This is a genomic window from Flavobacterium davisii (genome assembly GCF_042182265.1).
In the GTDB taxonomy this organism is placed as follows: domain Bacteria; phylum Bacteroidota; class Bacteroidia; order Flavobacteriales; family Flavobacteriaceae; genus Flavobacterium; species Flavobacterium davisii.
The window spans coordinates 1,612,708-1,630,890 of record NZ_CP097869.1; the positions used below are offsets into that span (position 1 = coordinate 1,612,708).

Consider the following 18,183-nt stretch of genomic DNA (forward strand, 5'->3'; position numbering starts at 1 on the left):
ATGAACAAATTCATAAAAAATATAATAGCTTTTTCTCTAAAGAATAAGTCATTTACTTTTTTTTGGGTAACAGTGCTTGTCATTTCAGGTTTTGTTGCCTTTAAAAATATGCCTATAGAAGCCTTCCCAGACGTTACTAATACACAAATTATTATAGTAACAGAATGGAATGGTCGTAGTGCAGAAGAAATTGAACGTTTTGTAACAACCCCTATCGAAATTTCCATGAATTCGGTACAAAAGAAAACAAGCGTTCGTAGTATTACCATGTTTGGTTTGTCCGTAATTAAAATTATTTTTGAAGATGATGTAGACGATTTTTTTGCAAGACAACAAGTTAATAATCAGCTGCGAAATGTTTCTTTACCCGAAGGAGTATCACCAGATGTACAACCCCCGTATGGTCCTACAGGCGAAATTTTTAGATATACACTTCAAAGTAAAAATCGCGATAGTAAAGAATTATTAACACTACAAAATTGGGTAATTGATAGGCAATTAAGAGCCGTTCCTGGCGTAGCTGATTTAGTAGCTTTTGGAGGACAAGAAAAAACATACGAAATAAGTGTAGACCCTAACAGATTAGCCAAATATGGCGTAACCCCTCTGCAAGTGTATGAAGCCGTAACCGAAAGTAATATTAATGTAGGAGGAGATGTTATTGAAAAAAATAGCCAAGCCTATGTGGTTCGAGGTGTAGGGCTATTAGGAAGTATTCAAGATATAGAAAATATTATAGTAGACGATGCGGGAGGTAATCCTATTTTAGTTAAAAATCTTGCTGATGTTCACGAAAGTGCCATGCCTCGTGTAGGTCAAGTAGGCTTAAATAATAACGATGATGCGGTAGAAGGAATTATCGTGATGCGTAAAGGTGAAAACCCAAAAGAAGTCCTAGAGCGCGTAAAAGCTAAAATAGAAGAATTAAATACGTCTATTTTACCTAAAGATGTAAAGATGATAACATTCTACGACAGAGATAATCTAATGAATTTTACAACCGAAACCGTCATGCACAACATGTTTGAAGGAATCATCTTTGTAACCGTTATAGTATTTCTTTTTATGGCCGACTGGCGAACGACCCTTACTGTTTCAATTATTATTCCATTATCTCTTTTATTTGCGTTTTTATGTTTGAAATTAAAAGGGATGAGTGCTAATTTACTCTCTCTTGGAGCCGTCGATTTCGGAATTATTATTGATGGAGCCGTCGTTATGGTCGAAGGAATTTTTGTTACCCTAGACCACCTTGCTCATAAAAAAGGAATGGACAAATTTAATAAGTTTGCCAAAGGAAAAATTATTAAACAAACAGGGACCACATTAGGAAAAGCTATTTTCTTCTCAAAACTTATTATTATAACGGCCTTACTTCCCATTTTTGCTTTTCAAAAGGTGGAAGGGAAAATGTTTTCTCCTTTAGCCTATACACTAGGTTTTGCGTTATTAGGAGCTCTAATTTTTACTCTGACACTAGTACCTGTATTATGTCATATCTTTTTGAATAAAAATGTGAAAGAAAAACACAATCCTTTTGTTAATTTTTGGGATAATTTGGTTCAAAAAGGTTTTAATTGGACCTTCGCTCATAAACGAATTACCTTAATAACATCGGGAACACTAATAGCAATTGTGCTTTTTTCTGCTCAATTTATGGGGACAGAATTTTTACCACAACTTAATGAAGGAGCATTGTGGGTAGAAGCTAAATTTCCAATGAGTCAAAGTCTAACAGAAACAGTTAAAAAAACAGCAGTATTACGCAAAGAATTACAAAAATTCCCTGAAGTAAATGGGGTTTTAAGTCAAGTAGGACGTAGTAATGATGGTACAGATCCAAGTGGATTTTATTACGTACAAATGCAAGTAAACCTAAAGCCAAAAGAGGATTGGAAGCGAGAAATTTCAATGGATGATTTGGTTCGAGAAATGGATAAAAAGTTATCACAATATCAAGGGATAGGATTTAATTATTCACAACCAATTATTGATAACGTAGCAGAAAGTGTAGCAGGAATTAACGCCTCTAATGCCGTTAAAATATATGGTGAAAATTTAGAAGAATTAGATAAACTAGCAAATCAAGTAATAACCAATATTAAGAATGTAAAAGGAATAAAAGATGTAGGTATTTTACGTAATGTAGGACAACCAGAAGTAAGCGTGATTTTAGATCGCGATAAAATGGCAGCTTATGGCGTGAAAATTTCGGATGCTCAAGCAGTATTGGAAATGGCTTTTGGAGGAAAAACAGCAACAGAAAAATATGAAGGAGAAAGAAAATTTGATGTGCGAGTTCGCTACCTAAAAGAATACCGTAAAGATGAAAAAGATATGAGTAATCTACTTGTTCCAACAATTAATGGTAGTAAAATCCCAATTAAAGAATTTGCTACAATTAGAAAAATTACAGGCCCAGCATTCATCTATAGAGACAATACAAAACGTTTTATTGGAGTTAAATTTTCAGTAAGAGATCGTGATCTAGGAAGTACAATTGCCGAAGCACAACAAAATGTGTCAAAGTTAAAACTGCCTACAGGATATAGTATAGGATGGACAGGAGAATTTGAAAATCAAGTAAGAGCTACAACTCGTCTGGGGCAAATGGTACCTATAAGTTTAATAGGAATATTTGTTTTGTTATTTATCATGTTTGGAAATATAAAAGATTCCTTACTAGTCTTAGCAAATGTACCTTTTGCAATTATCGGAGGAATTTTAGCACTGCATATTACAGGGATGAATTTTGGAATTTCAGGAGGTGTCGGTTTTATTGCTTTATTTGGAATTTGTATTCAAAATGGCGTAATATTAATAGCTGAATTTCATCAAAATATAAGAGAGAGAATGACCATTGAAGAAGCTATTTTACAAGGTGTGAAAATGCGTACAAGACCTGTCGTTATGACTGCCTTAATGGCATCTATAGGGTTATTGCCCGCAGCTATAAGCACAGGTATAGGATCCGAAAGTCAAAAACCTTTAGCAATTGTAATTATTGGAGGTTTGATTACTGCAACTGTACTTACCTTACTCGTCTTTCCTGTTATATTTTGGATTTTTAACAGAGTTAAACAAAGTACAATCGTATAATTATTATGCCCCATGTAAACTAAAACGGATTCTTTTAATCATAATAATAAGGCTTTTCAATTTTGTACTGCCCCCAAATAGTATTTAACTTTTTGGGGCAGTGCATTTTAAAATATATCTGTTTGCAACAAATCGTATAGTAAAAACAGCAGAAAAGGCTTTTATGCTTGAAGTGTGTAAAAAACTTAAAGAAGATATTATGATTAAAGTTGGTTTAAATTAGTATATTTACCTCCTGAATTTAAATAATTATGAAAAAAATAATGGGATTGTCCTTGTTATTTATAACAAATGTTATAATTGGACAAACAATCAAATACGAAAAAGAAAAAATCAAAGAAATGGAAACTGTTCTTTTTGAAGAAACTTTTGTTTCCGTTAATAATAAAAAGACTTCAACGATCATTTTAAAAGATGGTCGTTCAATCATTGGTTATTTTGAAGATATTAATAGAAAAAAAGGCCAAATAAAGGAAGTTGAAGTTAAAGACAGTGTTACTGGAAAAGTAGAGACTTTTGATGCTTCAAAAATTTCGGAGTTATATTTGTCTCCGAGCGGTACAGAAAAGTTTCGAAAAGCTATGAAAAATTTCACAAATATTCGCAGTTTGAGTAGAAAAGATCATAAAAAAGTTATAGACAAAGAAACCGTTTTTTATAAAAATCAATTAGTTTCTTTAAAAAATAAGAAAGAACAAAAAGAATATTTAATGCAACTAATAAATCCTACTTTTAATAGCTCTATAGAAGTTTATGGAGATCCTAATGCTAGTGAAACCCAGGCAGTAGCTATAGGTGGTATGAGAATGGGAGGAGGAGTAATTAAATCATATTATATCAAAAAAGGAGAAAAAATGATTTGGTTACATAAAGATGAATTTAAAGAAACGTATAATGATTTATTCGGGGATAATGCGGAGTTTATGAAGAGTTATCCATTAGACTCAGTGAAATGGGATTATTTAAGTTTCTTAATTTATGAATATACAAGAATGAATAAAGAAACTAAATAAAAATTTAAATTTGTTTCAAAAAAGAAACCCAAGTTTTAAACTTGGGTTTCTTTTTGCTCTTGCTCCATTTTTAATAAATGCGCCATATTTTTAATCACACTATCGTGTTTTTTAACAAAAGGATTGGTTTCATCCCAAACATACCCAGCTAAAACAGCACAGATTTTCTTCTTAACTTCTGGATTTTCAGGTTGGTGGAAAAACAAAGTTTGTAAATTACCTGTATACCACTCCTTAACATACGTTGTAAACACCCCAATTCCTGAACGCATATATTGCGTAAATTCTACTTCCCAATCAATTTTTTCACCGTTTAACTGACGATGAACCAATTTAGCAGATAGCATGCCCGATTCTGTAGCAAAAGCAACACCAGACGAGAAAACAGGGTCTAAGAATTCAGAGCTATTTCCTGTTAAAGCAAAACCTTTGCCATACATACTTTTTACAGAACGCGAATAATTTTCTAATTTAACGGGTTCAAACAAGAAATCCACACCACCAAAACGTTTGATGTAATAGTCTGATTTTTGAATGGCATTTTTCAATGCTTCAGCAGTATCGTTATTTTCAGAAAGTGCATTAATAAAAGAGGTAGGGCCTACAACACCTAAGCTGGTATTTCCATTTGAAAACGGAATAACCCATAGCCATACTTCAGTTTCTAAAATGTCGAAAGAGATCATGGTACCTTCTACTCCTTCTGGTCTATTAACATCTTTTACATGGGTAAAAATAGAGGAATGTGGGTCTAATTTAGAAGGCGTATCCAAATCTAGTAAACGAGGAAGCACGCGCCCATAACCACTAGAATCAATGATAAATTTCGCATGAATTTCCTTCATTTCCCCATTCTTATCTTTAACAGTCGTAATCGAGTCGGAACCATTAAATTTTACAGCTAAAACTTCCGTCTCAAATTCTAAATCAATTCCTTTTTTAATAACTTCTTGAGCTAACGTATTATCAAAATCAGCACGAGGTACTTGCCATGTCCAATCCCATCCTTCGCCATGTTTGATACTAAAATCAAAAACACAAATTTCTTCTCCCCTAATAAAACGAGCCCCTAATTTTTTTTCAAAATTCATAGCGTCTAAAGCAGGAAATAACCCCGCTTCGTAAAAATGATCCATTACTCTAGGAATTAAACTTTCGCCTACGACCAGTCTTGGAAACTTTGTTTTTTCAACCACTTTTACACGAGTACCATTGTTATGCAAATATGATGCCGATACACAGCCAGAAGGGCCTGCTCCAATTACCAATACATCAACAAATTCTTGTTTCATGTTTTTCTTTTTCCTTTTTTCTTTTTCAGAATATATTAACTTTGTGGCTTCAAAAGTAAAGACATAATATCAAATAAAAAAAGATATTCAATCAATCATATAAAAATATTGAAATGGCAGTGATACACGAATATTTAAAACTAGAAGAATTTATTTCTATAGTGTTTAAAAAACAAAAAGTAGAAATTAGTAACGAAGTTTTAAATAGAGTAGAAGAGAGTTTTGATTTCTTAAAAGAATTTTCAGGAAATAAAGTTATATACGGAGTAAATACAGGTTTCGGACCCATGGCGCAATACCGCATAAAGGATGAAGACCGTTTACAATTACAATATAACTTAATTAGAAGTCACGCTTCAGGTACGGGTAAGCCTTTAAGTCCTGTAAATGTAAAGTCTGCTATTTTGGCTAGATTGAATACGCTTTCTCTAGGGAATTCAGGGGTGCATCCCTCTGTAATTGCCTTGATGAAAGAATTTATTAATAAGGATATTACACCTCTAATTTTTGAACACGGTGGAGTAGGAGCAAGCGGTGATTTAGTACAATTAGCTCATTTAGCACTTACATTGATTGGTGAAGGTGAAGTTTTTTATAAAGGAGAAAGAAGAGCGACTAAAGAGGTTTTAGAAATAGAAGGCTTGCAGCCTATTAAAGTTGAGTTACGTGAAGGCTTGGCATTGATGAACGGAACTTCTGTGATGACAGGAATCGGTATCGTTAATGTGTATAATGCACAAAAAGCGTTGGATTGGTCGGTAAGAATATCAAGTGCGATTAATGAAATCGTTCAAGCGTATGACGACCATCTATCAGCCGAATTGAATAATACAAAGCACCACTTCGGACAACAAGAAATCGCTAAAATGATGCGCGAGCATTTAAGTGATAGTACCTTAGTACGTAAACGTGATGAGCATTTGTATAGCGGTGAAAATACTGAGGAAGTTTTCAAAGAAAAAGTTCAAGAGTATTATTCATTGCGTTGCGTGCCTCAAATTTTAGGTCCCGTTTTAGATACCATCAACAACACAGCGAAAGTGTTAGAAGATGAAATAAATTCAGCAAACGATAATCCGATTATCGATGTGAAAAACAAACATGTATATCACGGAGGTAATTTCCATGGCGATTATATTTCATTGGAAATGGATAAGTTGAAAATTGTGGTTGCTAAAATGACTATGTTGGCAGAAAGACAATTGAATTATTTGTTGAATTCAAAAATTAACGAATTGTTGCCACCATTTGTTAATCTTGGTACTTTGGGTTTCAACTTTGGAATGCAAGGGGTTCAGTTTACAGCGGTTTCAACTACTGCTGAATCTCAAACGTTATCAAACCCTATGTATGTACATAGTATTCCCAATAATAACGATAACCAAGACATCGTTTCTATGGGAACAAATGCAGCTGTTATGACTGGAAAAGTGATTGAAAATGCTTTTGAGGTTTTAGCAATCGAAATGATTACTATTGTTCAAGCAATAGATGCTTTAGGATATGCAGGGCAGATTTCTACTGAAACACGTAAGTTTTATGATGAGGTACGTGCTATAGTGCCTACTTTTAAAGATGATATGGTAATGTATCCTTATGTGCAGCAAGTGAAAGATTATTTAATGCAATAAAAGGAAGACTCGCATAAAATTAACGATTGGATAAAGTCATTTTTCTAAAATAATAAAAAGTTAATATATTTAACTAAAACCATATAATAAGGATATTTTTTAAATAAAAAGGCATGAAGTGTGCATTAATTACGGGAGGATCAAGAGGCATTGGAAGTGCGATTTGTAAAAAATTAGCATCAGAAAAGAACTATCATATTTTAATTAATTATCAAGGCAACCAAGAAGCAGCTTTAGCAACTTTACAAGAAGTAGAAGCCTTAGGAGCTACAGGCGAAATTATAAAATTCAATGTAGGGAACCACGCTGAAGTTACTTCGGTGTTAACACAATGGCAAGAGGCTAATCCGAATGCAATTGTTGAAGTAATCGTAAATAATGCGGGTATTACTCGTGATGGATTGTTTATGTGGATGACTCCAGAGGATTGGAGCAATGTGATTAATACCAGTTTAAATGGTTTTTATAATGTAACTAATTTCTTTATTCAAAAAATGTTGCGAAACAAATATGGACGTATCGTTAATATGGTTTCTGTATCTGGGGTAAAAGGAACACCTGGGCAAACAAATTATTCAGCAGCTAAAGGAGCTGTAGTTGCTGCTACTAAAGCATTAGCACAAGAAGTAGCGAAACGAAATATTACGGTAAATGCCGTAGCGCCTGGTTTTATTCGTACCGATATGACAGGTGATTTAGATGAAAAAGAATTGGTAAAAATGATTCCTGCGAATCGTTTTGGTGAGGCTGAGGAAGTCGCAGCATTGGTAAGCTTTTTAACTTCTAAAAATGCTGGGTATATCACGGGTGAAGTGGTAAATATAAATGGTGGAATTTATTCATAAAAAGTACTTGTAAAAAGATGGAAAGAAGAGTAGTGATTACTGGTATGGGGATTTATTCTTGTTTAGGAACTTCTTTGGAAGAGGTTAAGGAATCTTTATATCAAGGTAAATCGGGAATTGTTTTTGATGAGGAAAGAAAAGAATTTGGTTTCCAATCTGCATTAACAGGTATGGTGCCTAATCCAGAATTGAAAGCACTTCTAAACAGACGTCAGCGCATTAGTATTGGGCAAGAAACGGAGTACGCGTATATGGCTACTATCGAAGCTTTGAAACAAGCTAAAATTGATGATGCTTTTTTTGATGACAATGAAGTAGGTATTCTTTATGGTAACGATAGTGTTTCTAAAGCCGTAATTGAAGCCACTGATATTGTTCGTGATAAAAAAGATACAGCCTTGATTGGTTCAGGAGCTATTTTTAAGTCGATGAATTCAACAGTAACCATGAATCTTTCTACCATTTTCAGGTTAAGAGGGGTGAATATGACAATTAGTGCTGCTTGCGCTAGCGGTTCGCACTCAGTGGGTCTAGGTTTTCATTTGATAAAAAGTGGGTTACAAGACATTATTATATGTGGTGGGGCTCAAGAAATAAATAAATACGGGATGGCTAGCTTTGACGGATTAGGTGTTTTCTCGCCTAGAGAAAATGACCCAACTAAAGCGTCTCGACCTTTTGATAAAAATCGCGATGGACTTGTGCCTAGCGGAGGTGGAGCAACCTTAATTTTGGAAAGTTATGAGTCAGCTGTAAAACGTGGCGCTCCTATTATTGCAGAAGTAATAGGTTACGGCTTTTCATCTAATGGAGGACATATTTCAACGCCTAATGTAGATGGACCTTCAACAGCCATGCGCAGAGCATTAGAACAAGCTGGAGTTTCACCTGACGAAATTACTTACATTAATGCACATGCTACTTCTACACCTCTAGGTGATGCAAATGAAGCAAAAGCTATTTATGAAGTGTTTGGAAGTAAGCCTTATGTGAGTTCTACAAAATCGATGACAGGGCACGAATGCTGGATGGCAGGGGCAAGTGAATTAATATATTCAACCCTAATGATGCAAAATGATTTTATCGCACCGAATATTAATTTTGATGAACCAGATGAGGATTCCGCTAAGTTAAATATCGTCAAAGAAACAGTTAATCAAAAATTTGACCTATATTTGTCAAATTCTTTTGGGTTTGGTGGAACAAATTCTGCCGTAATAGTTAAGAAATTTAAAGAGTAAAATGGAAGCAGCAGTTATTTTAGAAAAAATTAATGAAATTCTTGTAGATGAATTTGAAGTAGATGGGGATGCCATTACAGCCGATGCTAATCTAAAAGAAACTTTAGGATTAGATAGTTTAGATTATGTAGATTTAGTAGTTTCGATTGAATCAAGTTTTGGTGTGAAATTAGTGGAAGCTGATTTTGCAGGCATCGTAACTTTCCAAGATTTTTACAATTTAATTGAAACAAAAATAGCACAAAAATAAAGTACAATGAGTCAATGGGATGGTAAATCCAAAGGCACTCTATTAGGATACAAAATTTTTGTTTTTTGTATTAAAAAGCTAGGAATCAGAATGGCATACAGCGTTCTCGTTTTCGTAGCTTTTTATTATTTTCTAACACAGTTTAAGACTAATAGAGCCATATTTTATTATTTGCACCAGCGTCAAAAGCAAAACCGACTAAAAGCATTTTTTAATATCTATGTTAGTTATTTCGTTTTTGGGCAAACGCTCATTGATAAAACAGCCATTTCAGCTGGATTAAGAAATAAGTTTACCTACGAGTTTGACGGTATCGAAAATCTTAAAAAATTATTAGCAGAAAAAAAAGGTGGTGTATTAATTAGTGCCCACGTGGGTAATTTTGAAATCGCTGAGCATTTTTTTGGTGAAATTGATTTCGATTGTCAAATCAACTTGGTCACGACCGATTTGGAACATTCTGTAATCAAACAATATTTGGAAACAGTAACCAAAAAACCATCTATTAAGTTTATTATCGTTCGCGAAGATTTATCTCATATTTTTGAAATTAATCAAGCTTTGTTTAATAACGAATTGATTTGTTTTACAGGTGACCGCTATTTTGAAGGGAATAAATGTTTTGAAGAAGCATTATTAGGTGAAAAAGCACTTTTCCCTGCAGGTCCTTTTTTAATTGCCTCACGTTTACAAGCCCCCGTTGTTTTTGTATATGTGATGAAAGAAGCCAATTTACATTATCATTTGTATGCGCGCGTGGCGGATGTGAAACGTAGAGATGAAAAAGGGTTATTAAAAGCCTATACGCAAAGTGTAGAAAGTATTTTAGAAAAATACCCTTTGCAATGGTTTAATTATTTCGATTTCTGGAAAAAACTGCAGTAGTTAAAAAAAACAAATGAAAAAAGTTTTAGTAGTACAATTTAGTCAATCCGGTCAGTTAACTCAAATTACCCAAAATATAGCTGCACCACTTGTAGGTGAAAGTGATATTGAGGTAAGTTATTATACTATTTCTATTGACAAGAGTTTCCCTTTTCCATGGGATAAAGCTGCATTTTTTGATGCTTTTCCAGAGTCTTTTTTGCAAATTCCTTCCGAATTAAAAGACCCTCAAAACGAAGTGCTACATCAAAAATATGATTTGATAATTTTAGGTTATCAAGTTTGGTATTTGAGTCCTTCCATTCCAATGAATTCTTTTTTGAAGAGTGCCATAGCAAAACAACTTTTTAAAGATACCGAAGTGGTTACCGTAATCGGTGCTAGAAATATGTGGGCATTAGCACAAGAAAAAGTGAAAAAGCAATTACAGGAATTGGGAGCAAAACTTACAGGGAATATTGTACTCGTAGATCGAAATATCAACCACATTAGTGTAATTACAATTGTTCAGTGGATGTTCACAGGGAAGAAAGAAAAATATTTGGGTATTTTTCCAAAACCAGGTGTATCAGAATCAGAAATAAAGGAAGCTACAAAATTTGGAAAGGTGATTATAAATTATCTAAAAGATAAAAGTATACCGCTCCAGAAAGAATTGATAGCACATAATGCTGTAGGAGTACGTCCATTTTTAATCGAAATGGATACAAAAGCAAATAAAATGTTTAAGATTTGGGCTAATCTTATCATCAAGAAAACGAAATCAAGACCTTTTTGGTTAAAGGTGTTTAACTATTATCTGTTTGTTGCAATTTGGTGTATTTCACCTTTGGTGTATTTAATATATCTTTTAAAACGCCCATTTATCAATAATAAAATTAAAAAACTAAAAGCCTATTATCAAGGAGTATAAATATATGTTTGACGTTTACATTACTCGTTCTGGAAAATTTTTACCAAATAGTTCCATTGCCAATGAGGAGATGGAATCTTATTTGGGATTAATTGACAATAAAACCTCTAAAGCAAGACGCATTATTTTGCGTAATAACGGCATTACTTCACGTTATTATGCAATTGATAATAAAGGTGTGCCAACACATTCCAATGCGGACCTAACTAAAAAAGCGATCGAATCGTTGTTTGATGCGGATTTTGATGCGCAAAATATCGAATTGTTGTCTTGTGGTACTTCTACCCCTGACCATTTATTACCATCGCATGCAGCAATGGTACATGGATTGTTACAAAACAAACCTGTTGAATTGAATTCTTCATCAGGTGTATGTAATGCTGGCATGATTGCAATGAAGTTTGCCTATATGTCTGTAAAATCAGGAAATACAGCTAATGCAATTGCAACAGGCTCTGAACGTGTATCAACTTGGATGTTAGCTGACCGTTTTGAGAATGAAGTTGTAAACTTAAAATCTTTAGAAGAGCAACCTATCATTGCTTTCAAAAAAGATTTCTTACGTTGGATGTTGTCTGATGGAGCAGGTGCATTTCTTTTAGAAAATCAACCAAGAGGCGATCGTTCGTTGAAGGTAGAGTGGATGGAATCCTATTCGTATGCTCATGAATTGGAGGCTTGTATGTATGCTGGTGGCGATAAAAGAGAAGATGGCTCGATTAAGCCTTGGAGTGATTATCCTGCCAATGAATGGTTGAAACAGTCCGTTTTTTCAATCAAACAAGATGTGAAATTATTAGACGCGCAAATCTTGATTAAAGGTGCTGAGAGTATGAAAAATGCTCTTGATAAAAATAAAGTAAGTGCTACAGAAATTGATTATTTCTTGCCACATGTATCTTCTCACTATTTTGTGAAAGGTCTGGCTGCAGAATTAGAAAAAGTAGGTGTAGGGGTACCAATGGAAAATTGGTTTATGAATTTGAGTAAAGTTGGAAATGTAGGTTCAGCATCCATCTATTTAATGTTAGAAGAATTAATGAATTCAGACCGTTTGAAAAAAGGTGACAAAATATTATTGTCGGTGCCTGAAAGTGGTAGGTTTTCATATTCATATGCTTATTTAACAGTTTGCTAATGACACAACAAGTATTTCCAATAGTAGATAAAGCTTTCGTGGAACAATTAATTCCACAAAAGTTCCCTTTTGTCATGGTCGATACATTAGTGTCGTTTGAAGAAGGAAGCGTAGTAGCAGGATTAACTGTGGTTGCTGAAAATATTTTTACTTCAGAAGGTATATTTCAAGAATCAGGCTTGATTGAACACATGGCACAATCCGTTGCTATTTATACCGGATACCAATACTATTTGAAAAATGAACCAGCTCCTACAGGATACATAGGTTCTATTAATGGTATTCAAATCAATAGATTGCCTAAACTAGGTGAATTTATTACAACGCAAGTTGCTATTTTGCAGGAATTTATGGGCGTGACGCTGGTTGAAATGACCGCTACTATTGAAGGAGAAATTATTGCTACAGGAAAAATGAAAACGGTAATTGCTGGAGCAAATGAATAATACAGAAGAACTTATTGAAATTCAAAATTTTTTGCCTCATCGAGCACCTATGCTTATGGTGGACTATATTTTGAATTTATCCGAAACGACTGTTAAAACGATCTTTGAGATAAAAGTAGACAATATTTTTGTTGCGGATGGTTTTTTTGCAGAAGCAGGTATGGTTGAAAATGCAGCGCAAACCTGTTCATCTATTGTAGGGCAAACTTTTTTTGTAGACGAAAATCAGCAAATTAAAGAAGATGTTAAAGTAATCGGTTTCATTAGTGGAATTAAAAAAGTGTCACTTTTTGGATTGCCTAAAGTGGGTGAAACTATAATTACAGAATCCGTATTGAAATCACGTTTTGATAGCGATAATTATTGTATTTGTACTATGGAGTGCAAAACATTTATAGCGGATAAATTAGTGTTAGAAGCAGAATTGAATTTGTTTATTCAAGAAACGAATTAAAAAATGAAAAAAGAAGAAGTGCCTCAAGACCAAAGTAATCTTTCCAAAAATAATATGAAAGAGCTTTGTTATGCAGTTGATAAAGATGGTCAATATACTACCGCTTTAAGCAGTGGTTGGGAACCTAAAACGATTGCATTGGAGCATTCTATGCAAGATATAAAAGAGCGTGTGCAATGGGCTAATGAACAAGTTAAAAATGGTTTAGTAAGCCCTATTGTATATTTTATGGAAGTTCACAAAATGGATTGGGTAACCTTAGCAGGTTATGTTTCTATGTGGACTTGGCGTGTAAAGCGGCATGGAAAACCAAACGTTTTTAAAAAACTGACGGAAAAACAATTACAGCGTTATGCCGATGCATTTGAAATAACGATAGATGAATTGAAAAATTTTAGAGGGATATAATGGAGATTAATTTTACACACCATCAGTCTGCACATTGTGAAAACGGTGTAGCATCAAACTTATTAAAGTTTAACGGAATCAATTTAAGTGAACCTATGGTTTTCGGTATTGGTTCAGGTTTGTTTTTCTTCTATTTTCCTTTATTGAAGGTGAATCACGCGCCCGCTATCAGCTACCGCCCAATGCCTGGAAGTATTTTCAATAAAGCAGCAAAACGTTTAGGAATTACAGTAAAGAGACAACGTTTTGCATCTGCTGAAAAAGCACAACTAGCTTTAGATGCTAATTTAAAAAATAATATGCCTACAGGACTTCAGGTTGGTGTTTATAATCTTACTTATTTCCCTGATGAATACCGTTTTCATTTCAACGCCCATAATCTTGTGGTATATGGAAAAGAAAATGGAACTTATTTAATCAGTGACCCTGTAATGCAAACCGTAACAACTTTGACCGAAAAGGAATTAGAAAAAGTACGTTTTGCTAAAGGAGCTTTAGCTCCAAAAGGGCACATGTATTTTCCAGTGAATATTCCTAGTCAATTGCAATTAGAAAAAGCAATTGTAAAAGGCATAAAGAATACCTGTAAAGATATGTTAGCGCCGCTACCTTTAATTGGTGTTGCGGGAATGAGACGTTTAGCGAAACATATTCGCATTTGGCCATCAAAACGTGGCGTAAAAGTAGCGAACCATTATTTAGCTCAAATGGTGCGTATGCAAGAAGAGATAGGAACGGGTGGTGGTGGTTTCCGTTTTATATATGCGGCTTTCTTGCAAGAAGCTTCTGTGATATTAAAAAATGAGTCATTGTTAGAATTGTCTAAAGAAATGACTGAAATTGGAGACCGCTGGAGAGACTTTGCTGTTATGGCGGCTCGTGTGTACAAAAACAGAAGTAACCAAAATGATGTGTATAATACTTTGGCTACAGAGCTAGAACAGTTAGCACAATTGGAAGAGCATTTTTTCAAAAAACTAAAAAAAGCAGTGTAATTCATGGATAATCATATTATACATATTACCAAGCTTTATAAGCAATATAAAGGAGCTGATTTCTTTTCAGTAAACGATTTGAATTTAGCTATAGCCCAAAATGATATCTTCGGATTGTTAGGTCCTAATGGAGCTGGAAAAACTACTTTAATTTCTATGCTTTGTGGTTTAGTCAAACCTACCTCAGGGACTTTTAGTATCGATGGTTTAACCTATGCTACAGATGCTAATTTAATTAAGCAACGTATAGGAGTAGTACCTCAAGAGTATGCTTTATATCCTACCTTGACAGCTCGTGAAAATCTGTTGTATTTTGGTAGTATGTTAGGTTTGAAAGGGAAAGAATTACGCACCAAAGTAGATGAATTATTAGATTATTTAGGTTTGTTAAAGTTTGCTCATAAACCTGTTGAAACTTTTTCAGGAGGAATGAAACGTAGAGTGAACCTGATTGCAGGAATTTTGCATAATCCTAAAGTCTTGTTTTTAGATGAACCCACTGTAGGTGTTGATGTACAATCAAAAAATGTAATAATTGACTTTTTGAAAGAGTTAAATGCACAAGGGACTACTATAGTTTATACCTCGCATCATTTAACAGAAGCACAGGATTTTTGCAACAAAATAGCTATTATTGATAGAGGTACTATTTTTGCCGAAGGAACTCCTACAGAATTGATTCAAAACACGCCGAATGCACATAATTTGGAAGATGTTTTTATTGCTTTAACTGGAAAAGAATTAAGAGACAATGCATAAACTTTGGATGTCCATATATAAAGAAGTATTATTGCTTAAACGTGATTTTGGTGGTTTAGTCATTCTATTTGTAATGCCTTTGGTACTAATCATCACGATAACTTTAATTCAAGATGGCGCATTTAAATCCGTATCCGATGCAAAAATTCCTGTTTTATTAGTAGACCAAGACAATGGGGATATTTCTAAAACTATTATTGAAAATCTGAATAAAAGCGGTTCTTTAGAAGTAATTACGACTTCTAATGGTAAAAAATTAACTGAAAATGTTGCTAAAGATTTAGTTTTTTCGGGTAAATACCAATTAGCCATAGTAGTTCCAGAAAAATTAAGTACCGATTTACAAGCCAAAGTAAATCAGAATGTTGAAAAAATCATGAGTAGCTTTGGTGTAGCAGCAGAAGAAAGTACACCTTCAGCCCAAACTATTGCTTCAAAGGAAATCAAATTATATTTTGACCCAGCATCTCAATTAAGTTTTAAAAATGGTATCAAAAACGCTATCGATAAAATGGTAGCTACCATTGAAAATAAAACCATTTACACTTCTTTTCAAGAGCAAATGGGAGAAACAGATGGAGAACTTTTTGAACAAAAAAGTTTTATAAATTATAAAGAAATTGTTCCAAAAATTGATAATAAAGAATTAATACCAAATTCGGTACAGCATAATGTACCCGCGTGGACTTTGTTTGCCATCTTTTTTATCGTTGTGCCTTTGTCTATTAATATTGTGAAAGAAAAGAGCCAAGGAACATTTATCCGTTTAATAACAAATCCTGTTTCTTACAGTACCGTTATCTTAGGGAAAACCATTACTTACTTATTAATATGTATTATCCAGTTTTGGTTAATGATGTTAGTAGGATTGTATGTCTTTCCTTATTTAGGATTACCTCAATTAGATATAAGCGGACGATTCCTTTTAATGAATTTAGTGGCTATAGGAGCAGGACTAGCAGCTATTGGTTTTGGAATTCTTCTAGGAACAGTGGCTACAACACAAGAACAATCTGCCCCTTTTGGAGCAACTTCGGTGGTTATATTGGCTGCTGTGGGTGGTGTTTGGGTTCCTGTTTTTGCTATGCCCAAAATCATGCAGTATATAGCACATATTTCACCAATGAATTGGGGATTAAATGCCTTTTACGATGTTTTATTACGTAATGCGGGTATTGTCACAATTTTGCCCAACTTGATTTTATTGGTGCTATTTTTTGTTTTAACTATCACGATTGCAATTACCTATGATAAAAAGAAAAGAGCTGTGTAAAGAAATACCAGAATTAATGGTAGCGCACGATATTCGTGTTCGATTTAATGAAACGGACCCTTTGGGTATCGTATGGCATGGCTATTATATTACCTATTTTGAAGATGGTAGAGAAGCCTTTGGACGTCAACATGGGATTTCATATCTCGATGTTCAAGCTAATGGGTATACAACACCAATAGTAAAATCGTCTTGTGAGCATAAATTGTCTTTACGTTATGGCGATGTAGCTAGAATTGAAACTACTTTTGTAGATACTCCCGCTGCTAAAATGATTTTTAGATACAAAATATTTGATAATGATAATCAAGTAGTCTGTACGGGTGAAACTGTACAAGTTTTTTTAGATAGCAATGGGGATTTATCGTTAAGTCTTCCACCTTTTTTTGAGGCATGGAAACGTAAATGTGGATTAATTGAATAAGATGAAACGCTGTTATATTACAAAATCCAATTGTATTACACCACTTGGCAATTCAGTAAGTCAAAACTGGAATGCGATTCAAGAAGGTGCATCAGGTATTGCAAAACATAGTCGTATGGGAATGTTAGAAGATTTTTATGCTTCTATTATACCTAATGATATGATTTTATCTAATGCCGAGGGTTGGTCAAAAATGGAAAAATTATTGGTTCAAGTTTTAGAGCCAATTATTGATACCTCAAAAATTAATGAACGTACGGCATTTATTTTTTCAACTACCAAAGGCGATATTATTCAATTAGAAAATAAATCAGCAACTATAGAGCAAGCACAATTAGCAACGTTGGCAAAAAAAGTAGCGCATCATTTTGGATTTACTGCTGAGCCTATTGTGGTATCAAATGCTTGTGTTTCTGGAATTTTAGCAGTTTCGGTTGCAAAACGTTTAATTCAAGGTGATTTGTATGATAATGCTTATGTAATTGCTGGCGATGAAGTAACAGAATTCGTGCTTTCTGGATTTAATTCTTTTCAAGCTATGAGCGATGCACCTTGTAAACCTTATGATGCTAATCGAACAGGGGTTACTTTAGGTGAAGCCGTTGCAGCTGTTTATGTAACTTCTTTTGAAGAGGAAATTAAATCAAATGATTTTGAAATATTGGGTGAAGGTGCTGTAAATGATGCCAATCATATTTCAGGTCCTTCAAGAACAGGAGAAGGTTTGTACAGAAGTATTCAATCGGCTCTGAAAGAGGCAGGAGTAGAGGCAAATCATATCGATACCATTTCAGCACATGGAACGGCTACGCCTTATAATGATGAAATGGAAGCTATAGCTTTTAATCGTTTGGGATTGCAGGATAAACCAGTAAACAGTATGAAAGGATATTACGGTCATACATTAGGGGCTTCGGGTTTATTAGAAACGGTGATGGTTTTAGAAAGTGCCAGACAAAACCAATTGATAGTATCTAAAGGTTATGAAACATGTGGCGTTAGTCAACCCATTCGAGTGGTTACACATGCCGATAAAGTAGAAATTAATACACTATTAAAAACAGCTTCTGGTTTTGGTGGATGTAATACGGCAGTAGTTTTTAAAAAAATACAGTAA

Annotated in this window: 18 protein-coding genes; 17 read left to right on the forward strand and 1 reads right to left on the reverse strand. The window is 34.1% G+C overall.

Features of this window, described 5'->3' with window-relative positions:
• Entirely contained in the window at positions 1-3,099 is a 3,099-nt protein-coding gene (locus NAB20_RS06745; RefSeq protein WP_375605739.1) for an efflux RND transporter permease subunit, read from the forward strand.
• 251 nt (positions 3,100-3,350) lie between these two features.
• A complete protein-coding gene (locus NAB20_RS06750) occupies positions 3,351-4,112 on the forward strand; it encodes a hypothetical protein (RefSeq protein ID WP_088390031.1) in 762 nt (253 codons plus the stop codon).
• Between the two features lie 35 nt (positions 4,113-4,147).
• Here the strand turns inward: NAB20_RS06750 and NAB20_RS06755 are convergent, their stop codons facing one another.
• On the reverse strand, positions 4,148-5,404 hold the full coding sequence (locus tag NAB20_RS06755; RefSeq protein ID WP_105195267.1) for an NAD(P)/FAD-dependent oxidoreductase: 1,257 nt from the start codon (positions 5,402-5,404) through the stop codon (positions 4,148-4,150).
• 113 nt (positions 5,405-5,517) lie between these two features.
• Here NAB20_RS06755 and hutH point away from each other — a divergent pair, with 113 nt between their 5' ends.
• From hutH to NAB20_RS06830, 15 genes are all read left to right on the forward strand, one after another.
• The gene (gene hutH / locus NAB20_RS06760; RefSeq protein ID WP_375605740.1) at positions 5,518-7,035 is read left to right on the forward strand and encodes a histidine ammonia-lyase; all 1,518 of its coding nucleotides are present in this window, start codon (positions 5,518-5,520) and stop codon (positions 7,033-7,035) included.
• A 113-nt stretch (positions 7,036-7,148) separates the two neighbouring features.
• Positions 7,149-7,880 (forward strand): 3-oxoacyl-ACP reductase FabG, encoded by a 732-nt coding sequence (fabG, locus tag NAB20_RS06765; protein WP_375605741.1) that lies wholly within the window; start codon positions 7,149-7,151, stop codon positions 7,878-7,880.
• A gap of 17 nt (positions 7,881-7,897) precedes the next feature.
• Complete coding sequence (locus tag NAB20_RS06770) at positions 7,898-9,121, forward strand: beta-ketoacyl-[acyl-carrier-protein] synthase family protein (protein WP_375605742.1); 1,224 nt, start codon at positions 7,898-7,900, stop codon at positions 9,119-9,121.
• 1 nt (position 9,122) lies between these two features.
• A complete protein-coding gene (locus tag NAB20_RS06775; protein ID WP_088390026.1) occupies positions 9,123-9,371 on the forward strand; it encodes an acyl carrier protein in 249 nt (82 codons plus the stop codon).
• Positions 9,372-9,377: 6 nt separating this feature from the next.
• A complete protein-coding gene (locus NAB20_RS06780) occupies positions 9,378-10,256 on the forward strand; it encodes a lipid A biosynthesis acyltransferase (RefSeq protein ID WP_127823612.1) in 879 nt (292 codons plus the stop codon).
• Between the two features lie 13 nt (positions 10,257-10,269).
• Positions 10,270-11,169 carry a dialkylrecorsinol condensing enzyme DarA gene (locus tag NAB20_RS06785; RefSeq protein ID WP_375605743.1) on the forward strand — a complete coding sequence of 300 codons (900 nt, stop codon included), beginning with the start codon at positions 10,270-10,272 and terminating at the stop codon, positions 11,167-11,169.
• Between the two features lie 4 nt (positions 11,170-11,173).
• The gene (locus NAB20_RS06790) at positions 11,174-12,307 is read left to right on the forward strand and encodes a beta-ketoacyl-ACP synthase III (protein ID WP_375605744.1); all 1,134 of its coding nucleotides are present in this window, start codon (positions 11,174-11,176) and stop codon (positions 12,305-12,307) included.
• Positions 12,307-12,753: a hypothetical protein gene (locus tag NAB20_RS06795; protein ID WP_375605745.1), complete on the forward strand. Its 447-nt coding sequence runs from the start codon at positions 12,307-12,309 to the stop codon at positions 12,751-12,753. The genes NAB20_RS06790 and NAB20_RS06795 overlap by 1 nt, the downstream gene beginning before the upstream one ends.
• Entirely contained in the window at positions 12,746-13,207 is a 462-nt protein-coding gene (locus NAB20_RS06800) for an ABC transporter permease (RefSeq protein WP_375605746.1), read from the forward strand. The genes NAB20_RS06795 and NAB20_RS06800 overlap by 8 nt, the downstream gene beginning before the upstream one ends.
• A gap of 3 nt (positions 13,208-13,210) precedes the next feature.
• Positions 13,211-13,615 (forward strand): hypothetical protein, encoded by a 405-nt coding sequence (locus NAB20_RS06805; RefSeq protein ID WP_105195259.1) that lies wholly within the window; start codon positions 13,211-13,213, stop codon positions 13,613-13,615.
• Positions 13,615-14,610, forward strand: a complete 996-nt coding sequence (locus tag NAB20_RS06810) for a BtrH N-terminal domain-containing protein (RefSeq protein ID WP_375605747.1) — start codon at positions 13,615-13,617, stop codon at positions 14,608-14,610. The genes NAB20_RS06805 and NAB20_RS06810 overlap by 1 nt, the downstream gene beginning before the upstream one ends.
• 3 nt (positions 14,611-14,613) lie before the next feature.
• Entirely contained in the window at positions 14,614-15,369 is a 756-nt protein-coding gene (locus tag NAB20_RS06815; RefSeq protein ID WP_105195257.1) for an ABC transporter ATP-binding protein, read from the forward strand.
• 7 nt (positions 15,370-15,376) lie between these two features.
• On the forward strand, positions 15,377-16,642 hold the full coding sequence (locus tag NAB20_RS06820) for an ABC transporter permease (RefSeq protein ID WP_375605748.1): 1,266 nt from the start codon (positions 15,377-15,379) through the stop codon (positions 16,640-16,642).
• Complete coding sequence (locus tag NAB20_RS06825; RefSeq protein WP_105195255.1) at positions 16,617-17,066, forward strand: thioesterase family protein; 450 nt, start codon at positions 16,617-16,619, stop codon at positions 17,064-17,066. The genes NAB20_RS06820 and NAB20_RS06825 overlap by 26 nt, the downstream gene beginning before the upstream one ends.
• Position 17,067: 1 nt before the next feature.
• A complete protein-coding gene (locus tag NAB20_RS06830; RefSeq protein ID WP_375605749.1) occupies positions 17,068-18,183 on the forward strand; it encodes a beta-ketoacyl synthase N-terminal-like domain-containing protein in 1,116 nt (371 codons plus the stop codon).

Excerpts from the sequence above, each read along its gene's own strand:
- NAB20_RS06830 (WP_375605749.1), top strand. The coding sequence starts at position 17,068 with ATGAAACGCTGTTATATTACAAAATCCAATTGTATTACACCACTTGGC.
- NAB20_RS06815 (WP_105195257.1), top strand. The coding sequence starts at position 14,614 with ATGGATAATCATATTATACATATTACCAAGCTTTATAAGCAATATAAA.
- NAB20_RS06800 (WP_375605746.1), top strand. The coding sequence starts at position 12,746 with ATGAATAATACAGAAGAACTTATTGAAATTCAAAATTTTTTGCCTCAT.
- NAB20_RS06820 (WP_375605748.1), top strand. The coding sequence starts at position 15,377 with ATGTCCATATATAAAGAAGTATTATTGCTTAAACGTGATTTTGGTGGT.
- NAB20_RS06775 (WP_088390026.1), top strand. The coding sequence starts at position 9,123 with ATGGAAGCAGCAGTTATTTTAGAAAAAATTAATGAAATTCTTGTAGAT.
- NAB20_RS06805 (WP_105195259.1), top strand. The coding sequence starts at position 13,211 with ATGAAAAAAGAAGAAGTGCCTCAAGACCAAAGTAATCTTTCCAAAAAT.
- NAB20_RS06745 (WP_375605739.1), top strand. The coding sequence starts at position 1 with ATGAACAAATTCATAAAAAATATAATAGCTTTTTCTCTAAAGAATAAG.
- NAB20_RS06795 (WP_375605745.1), top strand. The coding sequence starts at position 12,307 with ATGACACAACAAGTATTTCCAATAGTAGATAAAGCTTTCGTGGAACAA.
- fabG (WP_375605741.1), top strand. The coding sequence starts at position 7,149 with ATGAAGTGTGCATTAATTACGGGAGGATCAAGAGGCATTGGAAGTGCG.
- NAB20_RS06770 (WP_375605742.1), top strand. The coding sequence starts at position 7,898 with ATGGAAAGAAGAGTAGTGATTACTGGTATGGGGATTTATTCTTGTTTA.
- NAB20_RS06790 (WP_375605744.1), top strand. The coding sequence starts at position 11,174 with ATGTTTGACGTTTACATTACTCGTTCTGGAAAATTTTTACCAAATAGT.
- NAB20_RS06755 (WP_105195267.1), bottom strand. The coding sequence starts at position 5,404 with ATGAAACAAGAATTTGTTGATGTATTGGTAATTGGAGCAGGCCCTTCT.
- NAB20_RS06785 (WP_375605743.1), top strand. The coding sequence starts at position 10,270 with ATGAAAAAAGTTTTAGTAGTACAATTTAGTCAATCCGGTCAGTTAACT.
- NAB20_RS06825 (WP_105195255.1), top strand. The coding sequence starts at position 16,617 with ATGATAAAAAGAAAAGAGCTGTGTAAAGAAATACCAGAATTAATGGTA.
- NAB20_RS06750 (WP_088390031.1), top strand. The coding sequence starts at position 3,351 with ATGAAAAAAATAATGGGATTGTCCTTGTTATTTATAACAAATGTTATA.
- NAB20_RS06810 (WP_375605747.1), top strand. The coding sequence starts at position 13,615 with ATGGAGATTAATTTTACACACCATCAGTCTGCACATTGTGAAAACGGT.
- NAB20_RS06780 (WP_127823612.1), top strand. The coding sequence starts at position 9,378 with ATGAGTCAATGGGATGGTAAATCCAAAGGCACTCTATTAGGATACAAA.
- hutH (WP_375605740.1), top strand. The coding sequence starts at position 5,518 with ATGGCAGTGATACACGAATATTTAAAACTAGAAGAATTTATTTCTATA.